The 23,820-nt window shown below is 70.1% G+C and carries 14 protein-coding genes; 9 read left to right on the top strand and 5 right to left on the bottom strand.

Going from position 1 to position 23,820, the window contains the following annotated elements; genetic code table 11:
* Positions 1-104 precede the first annotated feature (104 nt).
* A complete protein-coding gene (locus ACJ8AN_RS26255) occupies positions 105-7,268 on the bottom strand; it encodes a S8 family serine peptidase (protein ID WP_407758209.1) in 7,164 nt (2,387 codons plus the stop codon).
* Positions 7,269-7,684: 416 nt separating this feature from the next.
* On the opposite strand from ACJ8AN_RS26255, the gene ACJ8AN_RS26260 reads away from it, so the two are divergent.
* The 7 genes from ACJ8AN_RS26260 to ACJ8AN_RS26290 all read left to right on the top strand — a co-directional run bounded on the left by ACJ8AN_RS26260 (position 7,685) and on the right by ACJ8AN_RS26290 (position 17,869).
* The gene (locus ACJ8AN_RS26260) at positions 7,685-9,175 is read left to right on the top strand and encodes a sigma-54-dependent transcriptional regulator (protein WP_407758210.1); all 1,491 of its coding nucleotides are present in this window, start codon (positions 7,685-7,687) and stop codon (positions 9,173-9,175) included.
* A 137-nt stretch (positions 9,176-9,312) separates the two neighbouring features.
* Positions 9,313-11,424: an alkaline phosphatase D family protein gene (locus tag ACJ8AN_RS26265; protein WP_407758211.1), complete on the top strand. Its 2,112-nt coding sequence runs from the start codon at positions 9,313-9,315 to the stop codon at positions 11,422-11,424.
* A gap of 189 nt (positions 11,425-11,613) precedes the next feature.
* Positions 11,614-12,579: an RNA polymerase sigma factor RpoD/SigA gene (locus ACJ8AN_RS26270; RefSeq protein ID WP_407758212.1), complete on the top strand. Its 966-nt coding sequence runs from the start codon at positions 11,614-11,616 to the stop codon at positions 12,577-12,579.
* A gap of 83 nt (positions 12,580-12,662) precedes the next feature.
* Positions 12,663-13,082 (top strand): CBS domain-containing protein, encoded by a 420-nt coding sequence (locus ACJ8AN_RS26275; protein WP_407758213.1) that lies wholly within the window; start codon positions 12,663-12,665, stop codon positions 13,080-13,082.
* A gap of 55 nt (positions 13,083-13,137) precedes the next feature.
* On the top strand, positions 13,138-14,133 hold the full coding sequence (locus tag ACJ8AN_RS26280) for an ABC transporter ATP-binding protein (RefSeq protein WP_407758214.1): 996 nt from the start codon (positions 13,138-13,140) through the stop codon (positions 14,131-14,133).
* The gene (locus ACJ8AN_RS26285) at positions 14,130-15,989 is read left to right on the top strand and encodes a hypothetical protein (RefSeq protein WP_407758215.1); all 1,860 of its coding nucleotides are present in this window, start codon (positions 14,130-14,132) and stop codon (positions 15,987-15,989) included. The genes ACJ8AN_RS26280 and ACJ8AN_RS26285 overlap by 4 nt, the downstream gene beginning before the upstream one ends.
* Positions 15,986-17,869: a hypothetical protein gene (locus ACJ8AN_RS26290; protein ID WP_407758216.1), complete on the top strand. Its 1,884-nt coding sequence runs from the start codon at positions 15,986-15,988 to the stop codon at positions 17,867-17,869. Before ACJ8AN_RS26285 ends, ACJ8AN_RS26290 begins: the two co-directional genes overlap by 4 nt.
* 1 nt (position 17,870) lies before the next feature.
* On the opposite strand, the gene ACJ8AN_RS26295 is transcribed toward ACJ8AN_RS26290, so the two are convergent.
* Positions 17,871-18,191 (bottom strand): hypothetical protein, encoded by a 321-nt coding sequence (locus tag ACJ8AN_RS26295; protein ID WP_407758217.1) that lies wholly within the window; start codon positions 18,189-18,191, stop codon positions 17,871-17,873.
* A 75-nt stretch (positions 18,192-18,266) separates the two neighbouring features.
* Entirely contained in the window at positions 18,267-19,910 is a 1,644-nt protein-coding gene (locus tag ACJ8AN_RS26300) for a GMC oxidoreductase (protein WP_407758218.1), read from the bottom strand.
* Positions 19,911-20,100: 190 nt separating this feature from the next.
* Between ACJ8AN_RS26300 and ACJ8AN_RS26305 the strand changes: the two genes are divergently transcribed.
* Entirely contained in the window at positions 20,101-20,604 is a 504-nt protein-coding gene (locus ACJ8AN_RS26305; RefSeq protein WP_407758219.1) for a gamma-glutamylcyclotransferase, read from the top strand.
* Between the two features lie 92 nt (positions 20,605-20,696).
* Positions 20,697-21,743, top strand: a complete 1,047-nt coding sequence (locus ACJ8AN_RS26310) for a hypothetical protein (protein ID WP_407758220.1) — start codon at positions 20,697-20,699, stop codon at positions 21,741-21,743.
* A 148-nt stretch (positions 21,744-21,891) separates the two neighbouring features.
* Here the strand turns inward: ACJ8AN_RS26310 and ACJ8AN_RS26315 are convergent, their stop codons facing one another.
* Together ACJ8AN_RS26315 and xth are read right to left on the bottom strand one after the other, a co-directional pair.
* Positions 21,892-22,818: an acyl-CoA dehydrogenase family protein gene (locus tag ACJ8AN_RS26315; RefSeq protein ID WP_407758221.1), complete on the bottom strand. Its 927-nt coding sequence runs from the start codon at positions 22,816-22,818 to the stop codon at positions 21,892-21,894.
* 111 nt (positions 22,819-22,929) lie between these two features.
* Positions 22,930-23,700, bottom strand: coding sequence for an exodeoxyribonuclease III (xth, locus tag ACJ8AN_RS26320; protein WP_407758222.1), 771 nt, complete (start codon positions 23,698-23,700; stop codon positions 22,930-22,932).
* Positions 23,701-23,820: the final 120 nt, after the last annotated feature.

Consider the following 23,820-nt stretch of genomic DNA (forward strand, 5'->3'; position numbering starts at 1 on the left):
TTCCGGTCAACTGGCTCGTCTGCTTAGCGGCCGGGCGGAGCGAGCCCCCCTCCCCGGCCGGCCCCGGCGCGCCCACACCGCGCGCACCGGGACCGCGTCACACCTCAGGCGGCCTTCTTCGTCTGACGGCGCCGCGCCGAGACGTAGCGCGCCAGGACGAACAGGCCCAGGTAGACGCTGGCGTCGGTGCCCGAAGTGGCACCGCAGCCGCAGCTCGCGTTCTTCACGGTGATGCCGACCGGAGCCGAGCCCACCACGTTGCCCGCGCTGTCGGTGATGACGGCCGTGAGCGTGTGCGCCGAGCCGTCCTCCGCCTTCGAGCCATCCCACTTCGCCGTCAGCGTCGCGTCCGTGCCAGTGCCAACCACCACCCCATCCACCAGGATGGAGATCTGGCTGACCGTGGTGCCAGCGGCCACCACACCCGTGGCGGTGATGCTGACCTCACCGGACACCTCCGTGCCGCCCGCCGGGCTCGTCACGGCCACGGTGGGCTGCGCGAACGGCGTGACGTTGGTCTGAGCCACAGCGCTCAGGGTCGCCTGCGCGGAGTCCGTCAGGGTGAGCGTCTTCAGGCCCGAGGACTTGAAGGTCACCTTGAGGCCGCTGAGCACACCCTCCACGAAGGCCGCGTTGGCGGGCAGCGCCGCCGCCGTATCCGAGCTCGTCACCTTGACCGGGCCCGCGTACGAGGTGGCCACGTTGCCGTAGGCGTCATACGCCGTGGCGGAGAGCGAGGCCTCCTGGCCGGCGGTGATGCTCGCGGGGAACACCAGCGCGAAGCTGGCGGCCGTGCCCGGCGTCACGTCGAACGCCGCGCTCGTCGCACCCTCGAAGCCCTCGGCGCTCGCCACCAGCGTGTAGCCGTTGCCGGCCTTGCGCAGGGAGAGCCCGTCGAACTTCGCCACGCCGTGGGCCGCCGACACCGGAGCGGAGCCGATGAGCAGGCCCGCCGACGGGTTGGCACCGAGGCTCAGGGTCACCAGCGCCTTGCTGTCGGTGAGTACGTTGCCCAGGGCGTCCTGCAGCTCCACCTCGAGGGCGGCCAGCGAGGCCCCCGCCGAGACGTTGCCCGGAGCACCGCGGAACACCAGCCGCGCCGGAGCACCGCTGGTGATGTCGAACGCCGCGCTCGTCACCGCGGACAGCTCGCCCGTGCTCGCCTGGAGCGTGTAGCCCTTGGCGGCGCGGTTGAGCGACAGGTCCGCGAAGGTGGCCATGCCGTTGACGGCCGCCACCGTGGTGGTGCCCGTCAGCGTAGCGCTCCCCGGGTTGGTGCCCAGGGCGAGCGTGACGGCGTCAGCCGCGTCGGTGACGACGTTGCCGTGTGCGTCGAGGATGGACACCCGGACCGCGGGGCCAACCCTCGAGCCCGCCTGGCTGGTGCCGGGCTGGACCGAGAAGGCCAGCGCCGCCGCCGCACCGGAGGAGACATCGAACGCCGAGCTGGTGACGTCCACCAGCCCCTCCGCGTGCGCCGTCAGGCGGTAGCCCGCCGACGCCTGGGTGAGGCTCAGGTCGCCGAAGGACGCCACACCCGCCACCGCGGACACCGTGGTGGTACCGCCCAGCGTGCCACCCGCACCGCCCTGCAACGTCAGGGTGATGGTGTTCGCCGCGGCCACCGCGTTGCCGTACGCATCGAGGATCTCCACCTCCACGGGGGCCAGCGTGGCACCCGCCTTGATGGAAGCGGGGCCCGTCTTGAAGGCGAGCCGCGCCGAGGCGTTGGACAGGATGTCGAACGCGGAGCTGGTCGCGCTCGAGAGCGAGCCCGCGCTGGCCACCAGCGTGTAGCCCGTGCCCATGCGGGTGATGGACAGGCCGGAGAAGCTGGCCACGCCATTGACGGCCGACACCTTGTTGGTGCCCGTCAGCGTGGAGCCCTCGGTGGTGCTCACGAGCGCCATGGACACCTCGTCCTGGGCTCCCGTCACCACGTTACCGTACGTGTCCAGGATGGAGACCTTCACCGCCGGGGCGAAGGCCGTACCCGCCACCACGCTGCCCGGCTGCGCGGAGAAGGCCAGGGAGGCCGCCGCCGCCGGAGCAATGGAGAAGGTACCGCTCGTGGCGCCAGTCAGGCCGGTGCCCTCCGCGTGCAGCGTGTAGCCGGAGGCCGCCTGGTTCAGCGTGAGGTCCGAGAACGTGGCCACGCCGTTGACGGCCGCCACCGTGGTGGTGCCACCGAGCGTGCCGCCCGAGGGGCCACCCAGCGAGAGCGTCACCGACACCGTCGAGGCGGTGTTGCGGTTGCCCTGGCCGTCCTGCACCTCCACCACCACGGGAGCGAGCACCGAGCCCGCCACCGCATGGGCCGGAGGCGTGCGGAAGGCCAGCTTCGCCGACGGGCCCTCGCTCACGTTGAAGCTGACGCTGGAGTCCTGGAAGAGGCCGCTGGAGCCCGCCACCAGGGTGAAGTTGGTACCGGTGCGGCTCAACGACAGGTCCGCGAAGGTGGCCACGCCCGCCACCGCGTTCACGGTGGTGACACCGCCCAGGGTAGCGCCCGTGGGGTTGGTGCCCATGACGATCGCCACCGGAGCGGAGGACTGCGTCGCCAGGTTGCCCTGCTTGTCGAAGAGCGACACCTGCACCGCCGGGGTGATGGACGCACCAGCCACCACGTCCGAGGGCTGGCGGGTGATGGTCACCCGGTACGGCGCGCCCGGCGTCACCGCGAAGGCGCTGCTCACGGTGCTGTACGACGTGCCCACGGCGGCCCTCAGCGTGTAGTCCGTGCCCACCTTGTCGATGGACAGGTTGCTGAAGGTGGCCACGCCCGCCACCGCCGCCGCCGACACGGTGCCGGAGAGGACGCCCCCCCCCGAGCCGCTGAGCGTCAGGGCGACGGTGGACGTGGCGGTGGTCTGGTTGCCGTACGCGTCCTGGATGGCGAGCTTCACCGCGGGGGTGATGACCGAGCCCACCACGACCGGCGAGGGCGGGACCAGGAAGGCCAGCCTCGCGGCCGTGCCCACGGTGATGTTGAAGGCCGAGCTGGTGCTCTCGATGAGGTCGGAGCCCGAAGCCGTGGCCTTCAGCGTGTAGCCCGTGCCCACCTTGTCCACGGACAGGCCCGTGAAGGTGGCGACACCAGCGACCATGTTCACGGTGGTGGTACCCGACAGCGTGCCGCCGCCCGCGTTGTTACCGATGGACAGGGTGATGGGGAACGTGCCCGACGTCACCGCGACGCCGTCCTTGTCCACCAGGCCCACCCGGATGGTGCCGAGCGTCGCGCCCGCAACCGCCGTGGCGGAAGGCTGGGTCGTGAAGGCCAGCTTCGTCGCGGTGGTGATGGAGAGGCTCGCGCTGCCCGTGATGCTGGGGGCCGTGGTGTCCGTCGCGGTGATGGACTGGGTGCCACCGGTGTTGAAGGTGGCGACCAGGCCGCTCGCCGAGCCCGCGGTGAGGGCCACCGAAGCCGGGAGGACCGCCGCGCCGTCGGAGCTGGTGAAGGCCGCGGTGCCGTTGTAGCCCGTGGCCGCCACGCCCACCGCGTCGTACGCCGAGACGTTGAAGGACACCGGCTTGCCCACCTGGGCCACCGTCGGCAGACCCGTCACCTTGAAGGAAACGGCCGGACCCGGAGGCGGAACGTTGGTGGAGCAGGAGGCCGCCACGTCCACCGGGAGGCGGACGTCGTCCACGTAGAAGCCCTCCCGGACGCCGGTGACGTCAGCGTAGAAGCGGAACCCGAACCACACCTTCTGGCCCGCCAGGGCGCCGAGGTTGACGGTGACCGCCTTGAGCGCGCCGTTGGCGCCGGTGTTCGTCGCCGTCCAGATGCGCGTGGTGCTGGCACTGGAGAGCGTGTTGTCGTAGCCGCCCGCCGAGATGTACGGCGCCGTCGCCGACACCGCGTCGCCCACGTTGATCCACGGCCCGCTCGCGCCCGTGGTGCTGTAGACGAACCAGGCGCCGTCGAAGCGGGACTCGAGGTCGTACCAGACGTTGAACGTCATCTGGGGACTGGAGCTGGCGGCCGGAATGGTGAAGCCGTTGATGGCGGCCGACACCGAGCCGTTACCGCCCAGCATCAGCAGGTGCTGCTGGGTGTTGGCGTAGGTGCCACCGCAGGAGGTGGCGGCCGCGCCCATGCGGTACGCGTTGGTGGCCGACTGGTAGTGGCACCCGGAGACGATGGCCATGGTGGCCGCGTTGCCGGTGATGACCGTCGGGACCCAGTACGCCGAGGCGTTGGCCGGCCGGCTGGAGTCGAAGTCGTCGAAGAAGGTGCCCGGGGAGATGGCACCGGTGGCCGCGGAGGACTTCTCCACCGTGTTGGCCTCCTCGAGGGTGGCCGTGCTCGTCTCCGTGGCGCGCACGACGTAGTAGTACGTGCTGCCGGACGCCAGGTTCTGGTCATCCGAGAACGAGGTGCCCGTCACGCCCGTGGCGATCCGGTTGGCCGCCGAGGGGGTGAAGCCCGAGGTGGTGCCGCGGAACACCGAGTAGGTGACGCTGCCCGCGCACGAAGGCGTGGCCGCGGTCCAGGACAGGGTGGTGGAGCAGGTGCTCGCGGCGGCGTTGCTGGCCGAGCCGATGCCCGCGAAGGAGGGCGCCAGCGTGCACACGCCCGTGCCCACCGCGGAGGCCTCGTTGGACTTGGGGGACTCGGAGCACTGCACCGCGCGCACCACGTAGTAGTACGTCGTGCCGCCCGACACGCCCACGTCCGCGAACGGCGACGTCACCGAGCTGCCCACGCGGGTGTACGGCCCGCCCGCGCTGGTGGCGCGATAGATGTTGTAGGAAACCGAGCCGTTCTCGGTCCAGCTCACCTCGATGCGGTTGTCCGCCGTCACCGTGGCCGTGGTGCCCGAGGGCGCCGGGGTGGCCGTGGCGCAGGAGTTGTACGCGACGAGCGCGAAGTCCTGGTCCAACGACGTGCCGTTGTTGGGCACGCCGTCCGAGTTGATGTTGGTGCCCGTCACCGTCACGGTGTAGGCGCCCTCGAGGCCCGCCGGCAGGAAGACGCTCTCCACGTTGTTCTGGGTGTCCGCCGTGCCACCGGTGACCGAGTTGGCGCCGGTGAAGACGTTGCCCTTGTACGTGGTGGTGCCCACCGTCACGGTGAGGTCCAGGTTGTTCTTCCAGGCGTTGCCGGTGGTGGAGCCCGGGGCGTCCGTCCACGCCAGCGTCACGCGGAAGGGCTTCGTCGAGTCCGACACCACGCCGTTGAAGGTGCGCGTCTGGCCCGTGGCCGTGAAGAGGTTGGCCGGGTTCTCGTCATCCAACAGACGCGAGGCGCCGTCGAAGGCCATGCCCAGGTCCATCAGGCCCATGCCCTGGTTGTTGGAGTAGAGGTTGTCGTTGGCCCCGGTGCCCGTCATGTAACGAGCCGAGTTCATCAGGTAGGCCTTCGTCATCGCCGGGGTCGGCGGGTTGACGCCCTGGTTGATGAAGTACTGGCGCAGCAGCGCCGTGGCACCGGCCACCGCGGGGGTGGAGTGGCTGGTACCGGAGGACGCCGTGTACCACTGCTGCGTCGAGGGGAAGAAGTTGGAGCCGGAGCCCGCGCACACGCCCGTGGCGTCGAAGCACGAGAGCGCCGAACCGGTGGGCACCGCTGGAGGGCTGGCCCGCTGGCCCGCCGCCTGCGCCACGCCGCCCGACACGTGCGTGCCCGGCGCCATGATGTCCGGCTTCTTGCGGCCGTCCGAGGTGGGACCGCGGCTGGAGAAGGCCACGATGTCGTAGGCGCTGTTGGCCTCGGCATCCGTGGTGCCGCAGGCGTCCGCGCCGCCGAAGGGCTGCACGTTCTCCGAGGCACCCACGGTGAAGACGTTCTTCGCCGTGCCGGGGCTGCCCACGGTGTTGGCACCCGAGCCGCCGTTGCCCGCCGCGAAGACGATGACCATCTCCTGGTTGCCCGTGGCGGGAACCGAGGCGGCGGACGGCTGCGCGTCACGCACCAGCGCGTCGTACTGCTGCGCGTCCGTGTTGTACGTGTTGGCGCTCGAGCCCCAGCTGTTGGTGCTGATGCGCATGCCGTCGCGGTACGCGCGCGACTGCAGGTTGGCGTAGTTGGGGCTGGTGAAGGTGCCCGGATCGAACACCACCGACGAGCCCACCTTCACGAAGGGCGCCACGCCCAGGCCGAAGTGGAAGCCGGCCGCGTCCGTGAAGGGAGCGCCCGACACGTTGGAGTAGCCCGCCACGATGTGCGAGTTGAGGTTGCCGTGGCCGTCGCAGCCGGAGGTGGTGCTGCCGCTGTTGGCCGTACCCTCCAGGCGGCTGTAGACGACGCGGCTGGTGCCGGTGACATCTCCACCGCGGTACAGGCCGAAGTGGTTGGGCGTCACCGAGCCGTTGTCGATGCCGCTATCGCTCACGTCCACGCCGAAGCCGGACGCGGTGAACTGGGCCTGGGTGAAGCCCTTGGAGGCCAGCCACGCCAGCCACGTCGCGCCGCTCGGAGCATTTCCGACGAGGTTGCCGGAAATGATCATGTTCTGCCGCTCGTCGAACTTGCGCGGCTCGGGGCGCGGCTGCACGGAGAGCACGTCCGGGCGCTGGATGATGTCGTAGAGCGCCTGGCGGTCCACCGCCGCCACCACGTTCACGTAACCGAGCGCCTCGTTGACGATGGCCTCGCGCGTCTGCAGGCTCCGGATGAGCTCCAGCGTCGCGCCGTTCGTCTCGTCATCCTTGATGAGCTGGATGGCGTAGGTGGGCGTGACGGCCGTCTGCACGGTCGGGTCCAGCTTGTAGTCGTTCAGGTACTCGCCGTCCCAGCGGATGGCCGGGGTCGCGGTGATGTGCGCCTGCAGGCTGGCCATGGCGGTGGTGTCGCCATAGACGAGGTAGGCATTGTTGGGGATGTAGGTGACAACCCGTACGCCCGTGGACTCCAGGGCCTCGAGCCACTCGGGCCGCACCGGGCCCTCGTAGTGCACGAGGTGGAAGCCCTTGGTGCCCGCCTCCGTCATCCGCTTCTGCGGCACGCCGCGCATCGACTTCGCGTACTCGGACGCGGTGTCGATGACGCCCGCGTTGAGCAGGATGCGATCATAGTCGTCGCGCAGCTCCGCGCCCTGCGCCGGGCTCAGCGAGTCCAGCGTGGCGTCATCCACCTGGACCAGCTTGAAGGCGCCGTAGTCCCCGAGGACCTTCGCGCCCCGCTTCTCCAGCTCGGCCGCCTTCTGCGCGCTGAGCTGCACCTTGTGGAACGGCGATTTCGAGCGATAGCCCTCGAGCCGCTGGTTCCCAGGCTCATTCCCCGAGCCTCCACACGCCAACGCCGTCGTGAGCCATGCCACCCCCAGCGCCCTCATGGACAGACCACGAGTGCGCATACCGGTGGACCGGTACGCCGATTCCTTCATTGTGTTGTGCCCCTTGGTTACGACGAGCGGGCCACTCCCTGACGTGGCCTCACTCGGGTGAAACGCGGTGTCCGCTCCGCTCTCGCGAATGCGCCCAGGGAAGCCGGGTTTTGCCCGCCATCACGCCGCCCAAGCCCCCGTAAATATCACGAAAATGCAAACACTGACAAGGAGTCGACAATGCAAGCCTTTGATTTCGGGTCAAAGCTCTTTTGGACTTTCAAACTGTAAGGATTTTCCAGGAAGCGCTTCCGAGGAGAGCGGGTGAGCCTCTCGCTGAGCGAGCGGGCAGGACGGCCCCGTTTTCGGGTGGCGCGGCCCGGGCCGGGCTGGTGAAGTCCCGCCCCCACATGCCCGCCACCGTCCTCATCGTCGACGACGAGAAGAACATCCTCCTCACCCTCCAGACGTCGCTGCAGCTGGCGGGCTACCGCACGGAGCTGGCCGCCAGCGGCCAGGTCGCCCTGGACGTGGTGTCCGCGCGTCCCGTGGACGCCGTGCTCATGGACGTGAAGATGCCGGACATGGACGGGCTCACCGCCCTGTCCCGGTTGATGGAGCTCAAACCAGAGCTGCCCGTCATCATGATGTCGGGGCACGGCACCATCGACACGGCGGTGAAGGCCACGCAGCTGGGCGCGCGGGACTTCCTGGAGAAGCCGCTGGCCCGGGACAGGCTGCTGGTGGCGCTGCGCAACGCGCTCAAGCACCAGGCGGCCATGGAGGAGCTCCAGGCGCTGCGCGCGGAGGTGGGCCGCTACGACATGGTGGGCAGCAGCCCGGCCATGCAGCGCATCTTCTCGCTCATCCAGCGCACGGCGCCCTCCGAGGGCCGCGTGCTCATCACCGGGGAGAACGGCACCGGCAAGGAGCTCATCGCCCGGGCGCTGCACCAGAATTCCAGGCGCAAGGGCGGGCCCTTCGTGAAGCTCAACTGCGCGGCGGTGCCGCACGAGCTCATCGAGAGCGAGCTGTTCGGCCACGAGAAGGGCGCCTTCACCGGCGCCGTGAGCGTGCGCCGGGGCAAGTTCGAGCTGGCCCACGAGGGCACGCTCTTCCTGGATGAGATTGGCGACATGCCCCAGGCCATGCAGGCCAAGCTGCTGCGCGTGCTGCAGGAGGGCGAGCTGGAGCGGGTGGGCGGCGCGGAGACCATCAAGGTGGACGTGCGCGTCATCGCCGCGACGAACAAGAACCTCGAGAAGGAAATCGAGGCGCAGCGCTTCCGCGAGGACCTCTACTACCGCATCAACGTGGTGCAGATTCACTCGCCGCCCCTGCGCGAGCGGCGCGAGGACCTGCCCGCGCTGATCGACGCCTTCCTCAAGGAGGCCTGCGCGCGCAACGGGCGCCGCCCCCTAGCGCTGTCGCACGAGGCGCTCTCGGTGATGGCCTCCTACGACTACCCGGGCAACGTGCGCGAGCTGCGCAACCTGGTGGAGCGGCTCGCCATTCTTTGCGAGGGCCCCACGGTCTCCGGCCAGGAGGCCGCCGAGCTGCTCCCGCGCGGCAAGGGCCTCGTGCCTCCGGCGCCTGCCGCCGACACCTCGGGGCTCGCGGCGCCGCGTCCCCCTGCCCCGTCCCTGCCGCTGGTGCCCGCTCCGGCGGCGCCCGCGCCCGTCAGCGGCTTCCGTCCCCGCGTGGACCGCACCTTCCGCGAGCAGGTGGAGGACGCCGAGCGGGACATCATCCAATTCACGCTCGCGCACACCCAGGACAACGTCACCGAGGCGGCGCGGCTGCTCGATCTCGAGCGCGGCCACTTCTACAAGAAGATGAAGGCCCTGGGCCTGCGCCGCGGTGGCGAGAAGGAGCCGGCCTCCGGCGGCAGCGAGAGCTGACGGGAAGGAACGCACCGCGTCTCTGACGCGCAGCGGCACGATTGGGCCCATGGAGGATCGCGCGCCGCGAGGCGTGTGACGCGGACGTTCGGCTCGGTGCTGGGCTAGGCTCGCGGCCCTTCTCAGCGGAGGCCTCCTTGAGCCACAAGCTTCACCGTCGCACGTTCCTGCAGTGCATCGCCGCCGTCGCCGCCAGCACCGCCTTCGGTTGCAACACGGACGAGGACGCAGCGCCCATCACTCCCAGTTCGGAGCACTTCCCCCAGTCCGTCGCCTCCGGTGACCCGCGCCCCGACAGCGTGGTGCTCTGGACGCGCGGCGTGAATCCCTCCCACCCGGGCTCGGCCACGAAGCTCGCGCTCCAGGTGGGCACGGACGCCGAACTCACCTCGCTCGTCGTCGAGCTGGACGGCCTGGAGGCGCTGCCCGCGCATGACCACGCCCTCAAGGTGAAGGTCACCAACCTCCAGCCCCGGACCACCTACTACTACCGCTTCACCTACGAGCAGGACGGCAAGCGCTACGCCTCCCCGGTGGGCCGCACCCGCACCGCGCCCGCCCAGGGCGAGGACGTGCCCGTGCGCTTCGTCTTCGCCAGCTGCCAGGACTTCCTCGGCCGCTACTACAACCCCTGGCAGTACCTGCTGCAGCGCAACGAGGAGCTCGACTTCATCGTGTTCCTCGGCGACTACATCTACGAGACCACCGGCGACACCACCTTCCAGTCGCCCGGCGACAACGAGAACCGCGTGGTGCGCTTCACCGAGCCCACGTCGGCGATTCCCCAGGGCTCGGGTACGAAGCAGTACTACGCCGCGTCGGCGCTCTCCAACTACCGCGACCTGTACAAGACGGTGCGCTCGGACCAGCACCTGCGGCGGCTCCACGAGCTCTACCCCTTCGTCATGGTGTGGGACGACCACGAGTTCTCCGATGACAGCTGGGGCTCCACCGCGACGTACTCGGATGGCCGCATCCCCGAGCAATCCAACGAGCGCAAGCGCAACGCGGAGCAGGCCTTCTTCGAGTACATCCCGCTGGACACCACCGACTCGGCCGCGGGCTCCATCGACGTGGCCAGCGCGCCCCGCTACCCCGACACGCGCATCTACCGCGACTTCGAGTACGGCAAGCACCTGAAGCTCATCCTCACCGACTACCGCACCCACCGGCCCGACCACCTCATCCCCGAGGACGCCTACCCCGCCACGGTGGTGATGGACGACGCTGCACTGGCGGAGCTGGGCGTGTCCGCGGCCTTCACGTCCGATCTCTACGCCTATGTGGACATCGACGCGCCCGAGCTCACCCAGCAGAAGGAGGCCCTGCAGCAGGCCTACAGCCAGCTGGCGCTCGCGGCGGGGCTCGGCGCCGAGGCGTCCGCCAAGGCCGTGGCGAACGTGCGCGGCAAGCTGGCGCTGGCGTACGTCAACCAGGTGCTCTCCAGCTTCGGGGCCCCCCCCATCAGCCCCACCGGCAAGCCGCGCGGGCTCGCCTACGTGCACATGGGCAAGACGGACCTCTTCAACCAGATCGGCTCGCGCTACGTGGTGGTGAAGGCGTCCTACGACCTGTACTCCGGCTGGAAGTACAAGAAGTCGCTGGGCGCCAGCGAGAACGCGCTCGGCACCGCGCAGGAGACGTGGCTGCGCGAGAAGGTGCTCGCCACCAACACCTGGAAGGTGGTGGTGAGCTCCGTGTCGCTCACCTCGATGATCTGGGACCTGAGCGACCTGACGGACATCCCCGCCAACCTGAAGACCCGATTCTACTTCAACGCGGACCAGTGGGACGGCTTCCCCAACAAGCGCGCCGAGCTGCTCAAGTACCTGCGCGACAACAAGGTCAACGCGCTCTTCATCTCCGGCGACATCCACTCCTCCCACGCCTCGGTGGAGGGGGGCATCCCCACCCTCACCGCGCCCGGCATCTCCTCCGCCTCCGTGAAGGATCTCGCCAGCGGCAACGTGATCTCCGCCGGCTACCCGGCCACCAGCTCCGTCTACCGCCGCGTCGTCACGGAGATGGAGGACACCCTGCGCAAGAGCAACTCCGGCCTCGTCTTCACCAACACCGACGCGCATGGCCTCGTGGTGCTCGAGGTCGGCGCCACGGACGCGCTCGCCACCTACCACCTCATCCCCAGCACCGAGGTGAAGACGGACTACGCCGGCCAGCCGGACGCGCTCGCCGCGAAGTTCACCAGCAAGGCCCTGCGCGTCAGCGCGGGCACCATCAAGGACGCCTGAGCCGAAGCACTCCGGAAGCCCTGGTGCCCTCCCGGGCCGGGGCTTCCGCACCTTCTGCGTCCGGCCGCCCGCTCGCATGCGGGATTCGCGGGCGGCCGGAGACCTCCCGAAGGAGCCACACCTCGCACGCTTGCTGCATCCCGGCGGCAACGGTCGCAGATCGACCATGACCCGCCCCGAGGTGCACGCATGCTCGCGGTCCGCCACTTCCGCCCCGCTCGACTGGCGCGGTCTCCGAGGCATCACTCCTCCCGAAGCGGGGAGCTGACCCCTGGAGACCGGGCGCTGCTCGAGACGTGGCTGGCCGAGGTGCGGCGGCATCCCCTGCTGTCCCGGGAAGAGGAAGCGGCGCTCGCCCGGTGCGTCCGTGAACGCGGGGACGCGAAGGCCCGGGCCCGCCTGGTGGCCTCGAACCTGCGGCTGGTGGTGAAGCTGGCACGCGAGCACCACCGCCCTCCCCTGCTGCTGATGGACCTCATCCAGGAGGGCAACCTCGGTCTGGTGATCGCCGTGGAGCGCTTCGAGCCCGAGCGCGGCGTGCGGCTGTGCACCTATGCGGCGTGGTGGATCCGCGCCTACCTGCTGCGCTTCATCATCGAGAACTGGAGGATGGTGAGGCTCGGGACCACGGACGTGCAGCGCAAGCTCTTCTTCCGGATGCGGGAGGAGGAAGGCCGCCTGCTCGCCTCGGGCCAGGAGGCGACACCCGGGCTGTTGGCCGCCCGCCTGGGTGTCCTCGAGGAAGATGTCGTCGAGATGGACCAGAGGCTGCGCCAGGACGAGGTCCGGCTGGATGCGGGCTCGGAGGACGAGCAGGGCCGCCCCGCCCCGGCCCGGGCCTTGCGCTCGGGGACACCCGCCGTGGACGAGGAGCTGGGCCGGCGGGAGCTCACCCAGTGGTTCCAGCACAAGGTGCACGCGTTCGCCCGCGGGCTGCGGGACGAGCGCGAGCGCTACATCCTGGAGCACCGGCTGCTGGCCGAGGAGCCCGAGACGCTGCGGACCATCGGCGAGCACTTCCAGGTGAGCCGCGAGCGGGCGCGCCAGGTGGAGGCCGGGTTGATTTCCAGCATGCGGGAGTACCTGCACGAGCGGATGCCGGACTTCACCTGGCTGGGCACGGAGCCCACTCCCGGGTTGCCCGCACCGGTGTGAGCCGGGGCGGTACGCATGGCGGAGGAATCGCACGGGTCCTGAAGCAACACACGCGGGCATGGAGTGCCCCGAGGAGGCATTGGATGCGGATCGGCGAGCTGATGACGAAGGGACTGGAGACCATCGCGGCGGATGCACCGCTGCGCGCGGCGGCCGAGCGGATGCGCTCGTATGGCATTGGAGTCCTGCCCGTCATGGACGGAGAGCAGCTCGTCGGGATGCTGACGGACCGGGACATCACCGTGCGCGCCACGGCGGCGGGCAAGGATCCCAACCGCACCCCGGTGCGTGAGGCCATGACTCATATGGTCATCACCTGCGACGCGGACGCGCCCCTCTCCGAGGCCGAGCACCTGATGGAGGAGAAGGCGGTGCGGCGCCTGGTGGTGCTCGACGGGTACAAGAAGCCGGTGGGCCTCATCAGCCTGGATGACCTGGCCACGGTGCCCGGCGAGGCCCGGCACGCGGGCGAGGTGCTCAAGGAGCTCAACACCCCGCAGTAGCGCGTGGCCCCGGGGCCGAGGCATCCGGGCTCGGGAGCGCATAGACTCCCGCCCCATGTCCGAGGTCCCCGAGCCACTCCCCACCCCGCCCGACGACACGACGCCGCCGCCACCGGCCCCCCTGCTCGCCGAGCCGGAGCCGGGGCCGACGCCAGTGGCGGCCCCCCTGCCAGCGCCGGAGGTCATCCTCCGCACCCATGGGCTCACCCGCTCCTTCCACAACGTGAAGGCGGTGGATGGGGTGGAGCTCGAGCTGCGGCGGGGCGAGGTCTACGGCTTTCTCGGCCGCAACGGCGCGGGGAAGACGACCACGCTGCGGATGCTGATGGGCATCCTCCGTCCGGACAAGGGCGAGCTCGAGCTGATGGGACAGCGTGTCCGCCACGTGCGCGCGGCCCAGAAGCAGCAGCTCGGCTACGTGTCGCAGGAGCAGGTCTTCTACCCGTGGATGACGGCGCTCGAGCTCGGGCGCTTCGTCTCCGGCTTCTATCCGCACTGGGACGACGCGCAGTTCCAGCGGCTGCTCCGGGTGCTGGACGTACCGAAGGATCGCAAGTCCGCGCAGCTCTCCGGAGGCACGCGGATGAAGCTGGGACTGGCGCTCGCGCTGGCGCACCGCCCGCCGCTGTTGATTCTCGACGAGCCCACCGCCGGATTGGACCCCGTGGCGCGGCGCGAGTTCCTCGACATCCTCCGCGAGCAGGTGCGCCGGGAGGGACAGACGGCGCTCTTCTCCTCGCACCTCGTGGGTGAGGTGGAAGAGGTCGCGCACCGCATCGGCATCCTCCACGAGGGCCGGCTGCGCTACCAGGGAAGCCTCGACACGCTGCGCCAGTCGGTCCGCCGGGTGGTGCTGGAGACACCCCCGGAGGCGCTGCCGTCCGGCTTCTCGCTCGTGAGGCGCGAGCGCCTGCCCGATGGGCGCCTGGCCCTCGTCCTCTTCGGCGCACCCGAGCACCAGGCCGCCAGTCCCTTCGGCCCCGAGACGGTGGAGGCGCTGTCACTCGAGAACATCTTCCTCGCCTACGCGCGGCGGTCGGACGAGTCATGAGCCAGGCCCTGCTGCGCAAGGAGTGGCGCGAGCACCGGGGCGCGTGGCTCCTGCTCTACGGGCTCCTCGGTTTCCTGCTGCTCGTCGAGCTGGTGGCGGAGGAGCACTACGCCGAGAAGGGCAGCCTCTTCGAGCTGCTCCGCATCCAGTGCGTGCTGCTCTCCACCGTGGGCGCCGTCTTCATGGGCCACCGCCTGGTGGTGCGCGAGTACGGCCAGCGGACCCAGCTCTTCCTCGAGGCACTTCCCCTCACCCGCTCGCGCATCCTCTCCACCAAGCTGGTGCTCGGGTCGGCCGTGCTGCTGCTGCCCCTGACGGTGAGCCTGCTCGTCCTCTGGAAGCGGGCCCTCGCGCACGAGGCCGTCTCCTCGCGCTTCGTCCTGCTCCTCATCCTGCGCTCGGCCACGCCGGTGCTGCTGGGCTGGGCCCTCTTCGCGCTCGCCGGGCTGCTCGGCCGCTACCGTAACCCGCTCTACATCTTCCTCGTCATCGCCCTCTTCGCGGCGGACCACCTCACCGATTTCGATCTCTCGAAGTCCGGCCCGTTCGCGCTGCTCGGCGCCGACTTCGCCTTCGAGCGCCAGCGCATCCCCTGGGGAGACCTCATCCCGAGCTGGGCCCTCACGGCGGCGGCGGTGGCGCTGAGCTTCGGGCTCGTCCTCCACCGGGACGGAACCCTCGCCGAGCTCATCTCCCAGCGGATGAGCCACCGGGAGAAGGTCTTCATCGCGTGTGTCTTCGTGGGGCTCTTCTCGGTCATCTCGATGATGAACGATGCGAAGCAGCGCCAGCCCTTCGCCCTGCACGAGGCGGAGCGGGCCAGCGTGAAGGACTCGGCCATCCAGGTGGCATCCGGCGTGGGGTTCTCGAAGGAGCAGGCCCGGCGATTGGCGGAGCGGCTCTCGGAGGACCTGGGCGCGATGAGCGAGTACCTCGGGCTGGAGAAGCTCCCGGCCGTGGCGGTGCTGCCCATCCGCGAGCTCGACGCCGACGTGTTCCAGCGCGCGAAGCTCGAGAAGGCGGACGGGGTGGTGGTGCGGGCCAACGTCGCGGCGCCGGACTTCGACCCGCGCGCCTTCGAGGCCTTCCTCTTCCGCGAGGTGCTCATCGAGGCCAGCGACGGCATGGTGCTGCGCGAGGAGCGCCAGTGGTTGCTCGAGGGTTTCACCACGGCGTGGGCGTACCGGGATGGAGCGCGCGAGGAGCGGCTGGCGACGCGGGCCGCGGTGGCCTCGCGGGAGGACTTCGATTCCGGGCGTTGGTTGATGACGCGCGAGCGGCTCGGCCCCTGTCTGTCGGGGGCGTTGGCGCTCCGGGGCGTCCAGGTGCTGCGCGAGCGGCTCGGGGAGGAGGCCTTCCGGACACTCCTGCGGCACACCCTGGCCGAGCCTCCCGGCACGGGCTTCTGGGGACTCTGGCACGAGCCACGGCTGGCCTCGCTGCTGCGTGAGCGGGGCGGGCCCTCGGAGGAGGAGCTGGCGAGGCTCTGGCGCGAGGCGCTCCAGAAGGACCGCGAGGCACACGCTCCGGAGCTGGCGCACCTGGCCGGACTGCGCCCCACCCTCACGCTGGTGCCCGAGTCGGCGGAGACCTTCCGCCTGGAGCACTCGCTGCGGACCGAGGCAGGGAAGGAGACGCCCAAGCGGTACGCGCTGCTCCACCACAAGTTGAAGCCCTTCGAGAACGAGGTGGCTCCGCACGAGCTCACGCGGCAGGACACGGTGCCCTCGCCGGACGGGGCGCGGCTGCCGCAGGGGCTCTCTCGAGGAGACCGGTGGCTCTTCGTGGTGCAGGTGGAGTCCGAGACGCTCGGATGCCCCGTCCGGCTGCTCGCGGAACGGAGGGACATTCCATGATCCGCCCCCTGGTGGCCAAGGAGGTGCGGGATCAGCGGCCGTTCCTCTGGCTCGCGGCCTTCTTCATCGCACTCGAATTGCTCTCCACCCTGTGGACCGAGCCCCTGGGGTTCTCGCCCTACGCGAGCACCTTCGACACGCGCTTCAAGGCGGATGGCGAGCTGTCCGTGCTGACGTTCATCCTCGCCTTCGCGCTGGGCAGCGGCCTGCTCATCCGCGAGCAAGATGACCGCACACTGGAGTTCCTCGACGCGCTGCCCACCTCCCGCTGGAGGATCTTCTGGGTGAAGCTGCTCGTCGCGCTCGGCACCGTGCTGGTGTACCCGCTCGGGATGACGGTGTGGACGCTCGGCGAGCACGTGCTCTCGCGCACCTCGCTCGACCCGGGCCTGCACATGCAGGTGATCGCCGTGGCCTCCGTGCTGCGCGTGGCGCAGGCGTTCTCGGTGCTCGCGCTCGCGCTGGCGTTGGCGCCGTTGCGGCGGCTGTGCTGGACGGCGCTGGCGGTGCTGATGCTGGGCCAGTCGATCCTCGAGGACCGGGTGCCCTGGATGGCCGCCCTCAACCCGTTCCGCCTCACGTCCCCCACCTTCGAGGGCACTCGCTGGCGCTGGCCCGTGGAGGCGCTGGAGCTCCAGCTCTCCGCGGCCGTGGTGCTGCTCTGTGTGGCCCTGGCGCAATTCCTCGGCCTGGGCGAGCGGCTCACCGCCTCGGTGCAGCGGCGCATGCAGGGCTCGTGGATGGGAGCGCTGGCCACGCTCGCCACCGTGGGCCTCTTCATCGCCGTCATGGTCCGGTGGAGCGGGAGCGACGAGGACTCGGGCAAGAGCCATGACGGCAAGGGGCCCAAGGTCGAGTTCCCCACCACCGCCACCGCGCAGGCCACCACCGGGCACTACCAGTTCACCTACCCCGCCTACCTGCGCAAGCGCGCCGAGCCGCTCGTGGACGGAGCGGACGCCGCCTTCGAGAAGGTCCGAGCGTTTCTCGGCGTAGAGGCGGGAGAGCCCATCCGCGCGGACCTCGGCGGGAGCATGCGGCACACGGCGGGCACGGCCTACTGGAACACGCTGCGGCTGGGCCTCGCGAGAATCTCCAACCCCGAGGAAGCGCTCGCGGTGCTCGGACACGAGACGACGCACGTGCTCTCCCAGCGCATCGTCGGCGCGAGGGCCTCGCCCCGCTTCACGGGCATGAAGCTGTTCGGCGAGGGTCTGGCGAGCTACGTGGAGTACCGCGTCTTCCAGGCCCCGGGCGCGGAGGAGGAGTACCAGCTCATCGCCGCGGCGGCGCGGGCCCGGCGCGAGGTGAAGACGGAGGAGCTGCTCGACGTGGAGAAGCTCGCGGCCGAGCGGGATGAGAATTGGGTGTACCCGCTGGGCAGGGCCTTCATCGAGGCACTGGTGCGGCGGCATGGAGACGGAGCCCCGGCGCGAGTGCTCGCGGCGCTCGGGAGGAAGGACGCGCCCGAGGACCTCGCGGGGGCCCTGGCGTGGCAGGACGCCTTCCAGACGGCGGGCATTGATCTGTCGCAGGTGTTCGACGACTTCTTCGCCTCGCTGGACGAGCAGGTGGAGCGCCGCCGTCAGGTCATCGATTCACTGCCCCGCCCGCGAGGAGCGGTGGAGCACGAGGGCGGACGGGTGGGCATCCGCGCCATCGTGGACGGCCAGGTCCCCGAGGGCTGGGAAGTGGTCTGCCGCTTCCGCGCGGACGAGAAGGCCAATGCCCACGAGCTGGATGGACCCTTCTCCGGAACGGGCCCCCACTGGAGGGACGCATCGGACCTCCGCGAGGGCAAGCTCTGGTACCAGCTCGGGCTCCGGGCGCCCCAGGGACTGGTGCTCTATGAGCCCTGGACCATGGTCCGGATGAAGTGAGTCACTTCCGGCGAGGGGCCCGGCGCGAGGGCTGCTTCTTGCGTTGGGGCCTGGTGTCCAACCGCTTCCGCAATCTCGCGAGCCCCTTCAAATGATACGGCCAATGAGAAAGCAGCAGCGATAAGACCGCATCCACCTCGCCTCGCGACAACTCGCCCTTTTCGAAGGCCTTCTCAATCACAGGGCTTATCTGGAGGAAGTCCCTCAACACATCCGCGATGTGGAACGCCATCTCATCGCGGACCTTGTCATCCGGAACGGCCTCGAGCATGGCCCGTTCCAGAACATGAGTGAGGACTTGCGCCTTCTCAGCATCAATCATGAGCTGCTCCAGCGGTTCAGCGCATCGACTCCTCGCTTGATTGCTTTCTTCGACAGGTTGGCGCCTGACCTTGGTTCACGCGCCGATCGCCTTGGGACGCGCGACGGCTTCCGTCACCTCCGCCCCGGAGTCCACCTGCTGGCGGGCCGGGATGAAGGTCATGGCACGCTCGGCGAGCGCGGTGATGGTGAGCGACGGATTCACCCCCGGGTTGGCGGAGATGGCCGAGCCGTCCACCACATACAGGCCCTCGTAGCCGAAGAGGCGGTGCTGGGGATCGATGACGCCCGTCCGCGGCGAGTCCCCCATGCAGCAGCCCCCGAGGATGTGCGCGGTGGTCGGAATGCCCATCACCGTCTCGGAGGCCAGCGTCATGGGCAGGCCGTCCAGCTTCTCCGCCACCCGGTGGGCCAGCTCGGTGGCCTCGGGGATATTGGCGGTGGGCGCGGGGCCCTCCTGCAGGCCCGTGGTGAGCCCCTTGGTTCCGGCGGTGAAGAGGCCCCGCCCGCGCCGCATGCGCAGGTGCCCATCCAGCGTGCGCATGTAGAGGAGGATCATCGACCGGCGCGCGAACTGGGGGGTGAACCAGGAGCGCAGCATCTTGACCGGGTGGCGCAGGAAGAGCCCGGCCACCTTGGCCAGCCGCGAGAATGCGGTGGGGCCTCCCACGTGGGGCGCCATCATCGCGCGGAAGAAGTCGGAGCCCTCCGAGTAGCGCACCGGCTCCAGGTGCGAGTGCGCATCCGTGTGCAGGATGGACCCGATGGCGATGCCCTTGGACAAGTCCTTGTCGTGGAAGCGCTTGCCAGCCACCACGCCAATGAGCGCCTCCGAGTTGGTTCGCACGCCATCGCCGAGCCGGTCCGACAGCTGGGGCAGTCCGTCCGGGTGCGACTTGAGCTTGAGCAGCAGGTCCACCGTACCGAGCACGCCGCCGGAGAAGATGACGTGGCGCGCGGTGAAGCGGCGCTTCTGGCGGGAGAAGCGCGAGGTGCCCTCGAGCGCCTCCACCTCGTAGCCGCCCCCGGGCAGTGGGCGTACCCACGTGGCCTCGGTGTCCGCGTGGATGGTGAGGCCGCGCTTCTCGGCGAGGTAGAGGTAGTTCTTGTCCAGCGTGTTCTTCGAGTTGAAGCGGCAGCCCGTCATGCAGCCGCCGCAGGCATTGCAGCCGGTGCGCTCGGGGCCCTCGCCGCCGAAGTACGGGTCCGGCACCGTCACCCCGGGCTGGCCGAAATAGACGGCCACCGTGGTGGGCTGGAAGTCCTCGCGGCCCATCTCCTTGCCCACCTGCTGGATGATCTCATCCGGCAGCGTGCGCAGCGGGTTCATCGTGGCCCCGAGCATCTTGCGCGCCATGGTGTAGTGCGGCGCCAGCTCCGTCTTCCAGTCCGCCAGGCCTCCCCAGGAGCGGGCCTGGAAGAAGTCGTCCTTCGGGATGGGCAGCGTGTTGGCGTACACCAGCGAGCCGCCTCCGACGCCCACGCCCGACAGCACGGTGACGTGGCGGAAGAAGGTCATCTTGAACAGGCCGCGCCACCCGAGCCGCGGCATCCACAGCCACCGCTTCAGGTTCCAGTTCGTCTTGGGGAAGTCCTCGGCCCGCAGGCGTCGGCCCTTCTCCAACATCACCACCCGGTGGCCCTTCTCCGTCAGACGCAGGGCGCTGACGCTGCCGCCGAAGCCCGAGCCAATGATGAGCCAGTCGCAGTCGAATTCCATCGTGTCCTCCCCCCAGTGGGGGTGATGCACAGACTACAGGGACGTCACGCGATGCGCTCCCCTTCCCGCCAGGGGGGCAGCCGGACGGCCCCATCCCGAGGGCCCCTCGTCATGGCCGCCAGGGGTGCGGAGGGGATCGCCGTTGACACCGGAGGGAGCCCTGGAGAGCCTGGGAGGAGCGGACACACCCATGTGGATCTTCGGCTACGGCTCCCTCATCTTCCGTCCTTCCTTCCCCTTCGAGGAGCGCCGTGAGGCGTGGTTGAAGGGCTGGGCGCGGCGCTTCTGGCAGGGCTCGACGGACCACCGGGGCGTACCCGAGGCCCCCGGGCGCGTGGTGACGCTGGTGCCCGAGCCCGGCGCGCGCTGCTGGGGCATGGCGTACCGGATCGCCCCCGAGCGCGTGGAGGAGGTGCTCATCCACCTCGATTTCCGCGAGCAGGGCGGCTACGAGCGGCACTTCGTGCAACTGGAGACGCGCGAGCCTCCGTCGCTCGAGGCCGTGGTGTACCTCGCCGGCCCCGCCAACCCCCACTACCTGGGACCGGCCACGCTGGAGGAGATCGCCGCGGTGGTGCGCTCGGCCCACGGCCCCAGCGGCTCGAATCGCGACTACGTGCGGAAGCTGGCGGACGCGCTCGCCCAGGCCGGCGAGCAGGACGCGCACGTGACGGAGCTGGTGCGGCTGCTCTAATCCAGCCCTCATCAGGCATCGGACAGGAGCCCCGTCGGTCCTGGCATTCCCGTTTGACGGTGGGAACGCCGGGCTTCGAGACTCCGCGCACCATGGTGCCTGTCAGCGTCTCCATCCGCCCCCTGCTGCTCACCGCCCTCCTGGGGCTCTCCCTGCCGGCCTGCCAGACCGCCGCGCCCGCCGTCGCGCCAGCCCCCCCTCACGAGACCGCTCCGTCCACGGTGGCGCGGGACTCCGCCGCGAGCCCGGCGCAGCAGCCCGTGGCCGCCCTCAACACGCTCTTCCATCAGCAATACGAGAGTGCGCGGAAGGCCTATGTCTCCCGGCTCGGCACCGAGGAGCGTCCCGTGCTGATCATGAAGGGGACGCTCACCTTCCAGTGGCGGGGGAAGAGCACCGAGTACACCGTCCTCACCCCGCGCTACCACACGCTCAAGGCGATCTCCCACGTCCCGTTGAGCCTCTACGTGGCGATGCTGGGCGACACCGGCCCCACGCTCGCCCCGGAGACGCAGGCCCGTTTCCAGAGCATCCGGCAGCTCATCGCCGCCACCCTGGCCGAGCTCGACGCGCCCACGTCCTCCACCCGGAGCGTCCTGCCTCCCGAGCTGCTGGAGGGACAGCGCACCCTGCTGCGCGAGAGCGACACCCTGCTCGCGGAGAGCCTGTCGCGGGGCAGGCCCACGCCAGAGCGTCTGGAGCGCTTCGCCCAGGCCGTGCGCCCAGCGATCGTGGCCAATGTCCGGGCCTCGGCGCGGGACGAGCTGGATCAGCTCCACCGGCACGTCAGCGCCATTCGCGCCTCGCTGAGCCCGGAGCAGTGGGCGCGTCTGGGCGTCATCATCAACACCTCCCGGCAGGCGCGCGCGCGCGAAAGCTCCGCCCAGTACTTCGAGCGGCTCCTGGGCACGCCGAAGCAGGAAGAGGGCGCGTCGCGGGAGGAGCGCCTCGTGCTCGTGGAGGCGTTCGGCTCGCGCGAATCGCTGGAGGTGCTGGGCACCCACGAATTGGACCAGGACATCGGCGCCGGATTGCTCGGCGACAGGCTCATCATGCAGAGCGACCTGCTCGCGCCGTATGCCGCCGAGTACCTCGACGTGCTCCTTCCCGCCCGCGCTCCGGCCTCCGAGAGGCACTGAAGCGCGAGCGTCCACGCGCCCGGCGCGAGCGCGGGCCTACTCGGACCCGGAAGGAACGAGGCCCCTTCCGGTCGCGCTTCGTCCCGACTGGTACGACCATCGGACCAGTTGCGGGAAAACGCGCCCGGACCCTCCCCCCTGACAGGACCTACTCAACCTGGCTCAGCTTCTGGCGGGCGACCTCCCGACGCTTCGCGCGCACCTTGCCCGCCACGTTGAGCAACAGCCGATCCCTCTCCCAGAGTTCGCGCGTGGGCGCATCCACCCGCTCCCAGAGCGGCCCCAGCCCGTCCACCCCGCGGCGGAACAGGTCGATCGCCCCCGCCAGCGCCAGGTGCACCGCGGGCGACGCCGGCTCCGCCTGGGCGAGCCCTCGCATCGTCACCGCGAGCGCGAGCAGCTCCTCGCGCACCTCGTCCGGCCAGCTCGAGCGCCGCGCCACCTGGAGCAGCCAGCCGAGCGCCGCCGCGAACACGTGGCAGTCCTCCACCGTGCGGAAGGGTTTGACGTAGCGCTCGTAACCATCGCCGGGGAGCACCTCGCCGGGTGCCACCGAGACTTCGTGCAGCCGCAGCTCGGCGTGGGGCACTTCCGGGACGAAGGGGGTGGGCGGCAGCTCGGTGACCGTCACGCCCGGACGGCGCGAGTCGATGCGCACCAGCCGGAGCCGGTTGCGGCCCTGCGCGTCCTGGCCCTCGCTGGCCACCACCAGCAGCTCGTCCGCCGCGGTGCCCAGGGTGACGAAGGCCTTGGTGCCCTCGAGCCGCTGCGCGCCCTCGGCCCCGGACAGTTGCGTGTGCATGGCCGCGGGGTGGCCACCTTCGGCCTCGGTGACGCACAGCGCGTAGCGGTGCTCGCGAGGCAGCGCGGGAAACAGCGAGCGCAGGGCCGAGTGGTAACCCGAGGCGAACGCGTAGCCCAGCCGGTCGGCGGAGAAGCCTCCGGCGAAGGCCACGTCCACGGGGAGGGAGAAGCGCGAGGCCAGCCGCAGGTGCTGCGTCCACCAATCCCCGACGGAGCCGAGGGACGCCGGAGCGGGGGACTCGGTGAGGAGGAATCGCAGGAGCTCGTCCATGGGGTGGCCACTCTATCTAACCCGAAGCGTGAGGTGACCACGCCGGCATGCGTGCTCGGCAACAGGGGTGCACGACTGCTCGAGTGTCTCTTCTGAGTGAGGAGCGGGGCGTCAGTCCTTGAACTCGGTCCACACCGGTGCGTGGTCCGAGGGCTGCTTGCCCTTGCGCGCCTCGCGGTCCACTCCCGCATCCACCAACCGCTCCGCCAACGGCGCCGTCGCGAAGATGTGGTCGATGCGCAGCCCCTTGTTCTTCGGGAACGCCAGCATCCGGTAGTCCCACCAGCTGAACTTCTGCTCGCTCGGGTACAGCTTTCGGAACGTGTCCGTCAGCCCGAACGCGCACAGCTCCTTCAGCGCGTCCCGCTCCTTCTTCGTGAAGAGCGTCTGGCCCTCCCACAGCGCCGGGTCCCACGTGTCGATGTCCTCGGGCGCCACGTTCCAGTCCCCGCACAGCACCAGCGGCTCGCCCGGCTTGTGCCGCGCGTCCAGGTAGCGCCGCAGCCGCCCGTACCACTGCAGCTTGTACTTGTACGCGTCCGAGTCCACCTCCTGCCCGTTCGGCGCGTACACGCTCAGCACCCTCACCCCGTTCACCGTCGCGGCGATGAGGCGCGCGTGCGTGTCATCCACCCCGTCCGACAGGCCTCGCACCACGTCCGTGGGCTCCGTCTTCGCCAGGATGGCCACCCCGTTGTACGTCTTCTGGCCGTGCACCGCGGCGTGGTAGCCCGCCTCCCGCACGGCCTCCATCGGGAACTCGGCGTCCGCGCACTTCAGCTCCTGCAGGCACACCACGTCCGGTTGAGCGCTCTTCAGCCAGTCCACCAGCCTGTCCAGGCGGGCTCGCACCGAGTTCACGTTCCAGGCAGCGATCTTCATCCCGCCCAACGTCGCACGTCACTTCCTCCCCCGCCACGGTTTTCCCCTCCCCCTCCCGCGCATGCCCTGAGGGGTCATGTAGCGCGCTGTGGCACCACCTCCCGCGAGTCCCTCGGGCGC

This window comes from Archangium sp. (assembly GCF_045802675.1).
Lineage (GTDB): Bacteria > Myxococcota > Myxococcia > Myxococcales > Myxococcaceae > Archangium.

Coding starts and splice junctions, on each gene's coding strand:
- ACJ8AN_RS26315 (WP_407758221.1), bottom strand. CDS start 22,818: ATGGACGAGCTCCTGCGATTCCTCCTCACCGAGTCCCCCGCTCCGGCG.
- ACJ8AN_RS26270 (WP_407758212.1), top strand. CDS start 11,614: ATGCTCGCGGTCCGCCACTTCCGCCCCGCTCGACTGGCGCGGTCTCCG.
- ACJ8AN_RS26260 (WP_407758210.1), top strand. CDS start 7,685: ATGCCCGCCACCGTCCTCATCGTCGACGACGAGAAGAACATCCTCCTC.
- ACJ8AN_RS26295 (WP_407758217.1), bottom strand. CDS start 18,191: ATGATTGATGCTGAGAAGGCGCAAGTCCTCACTCATGTTCTGGAACGG.
- ACJ8AN_RS26290 (WP_407758216.1), top strand. CDS start 15,986: ATGATCCGCCCCCTGGTGGCCAAGGAGGTGCGGGATCAGCGGCCGTTC.
- ACJ8AN_RS26305 (WP_407758219.1), top strand. CDS start 20,101: ATGTGGATCTTCGGCTACGGCTCCCTCATCTTCCGTCCTTCCTTCCCC.
- xth (WP_407758222.1), bottom strand. CDS start 23,700: ATGAAGATCGCTGCCTGGAACGTGAACTCGGTGCGAGCCCGCCTGGAC.
- ACJ8AN_RS26285 (WP_407758215.1), top strand. CDS start 14,130: ATGAGCCAGGCCCTGCTGCGCAAGGAGTGGCGCGAGCACCGGGGCGCG.
- ACJ8AN_RS26280 (WP_407758214.1), top strand. CDS start 13,138: ATGTCCGAGGTCCCCGAGCCACTCCCCACCCCGCCCGACGACACGACG.
- ACJ8AN_RS26300 (WP_407758218.1), bottom strand. CDS start 19,910: ATGGAATTCGACTGCGACTGGCTCATCATTGGCTCGGGCTTCGGCGGC.
- ACJ8AN_RS26275 (WP_407758213.1), top strand. CDS start 12,663: ATGCGGATCGGCGAGCTGATGACGAAGGGACTGGAGACCATCGCGGCG.
- ACJ8AN_RS26310 (WP_407758220.1), top strand. CDS start 20,697: ATGGTGCCTGTCAGCGTCTCCATCCGCCCCCTGCTGCTCACCGCCCTC.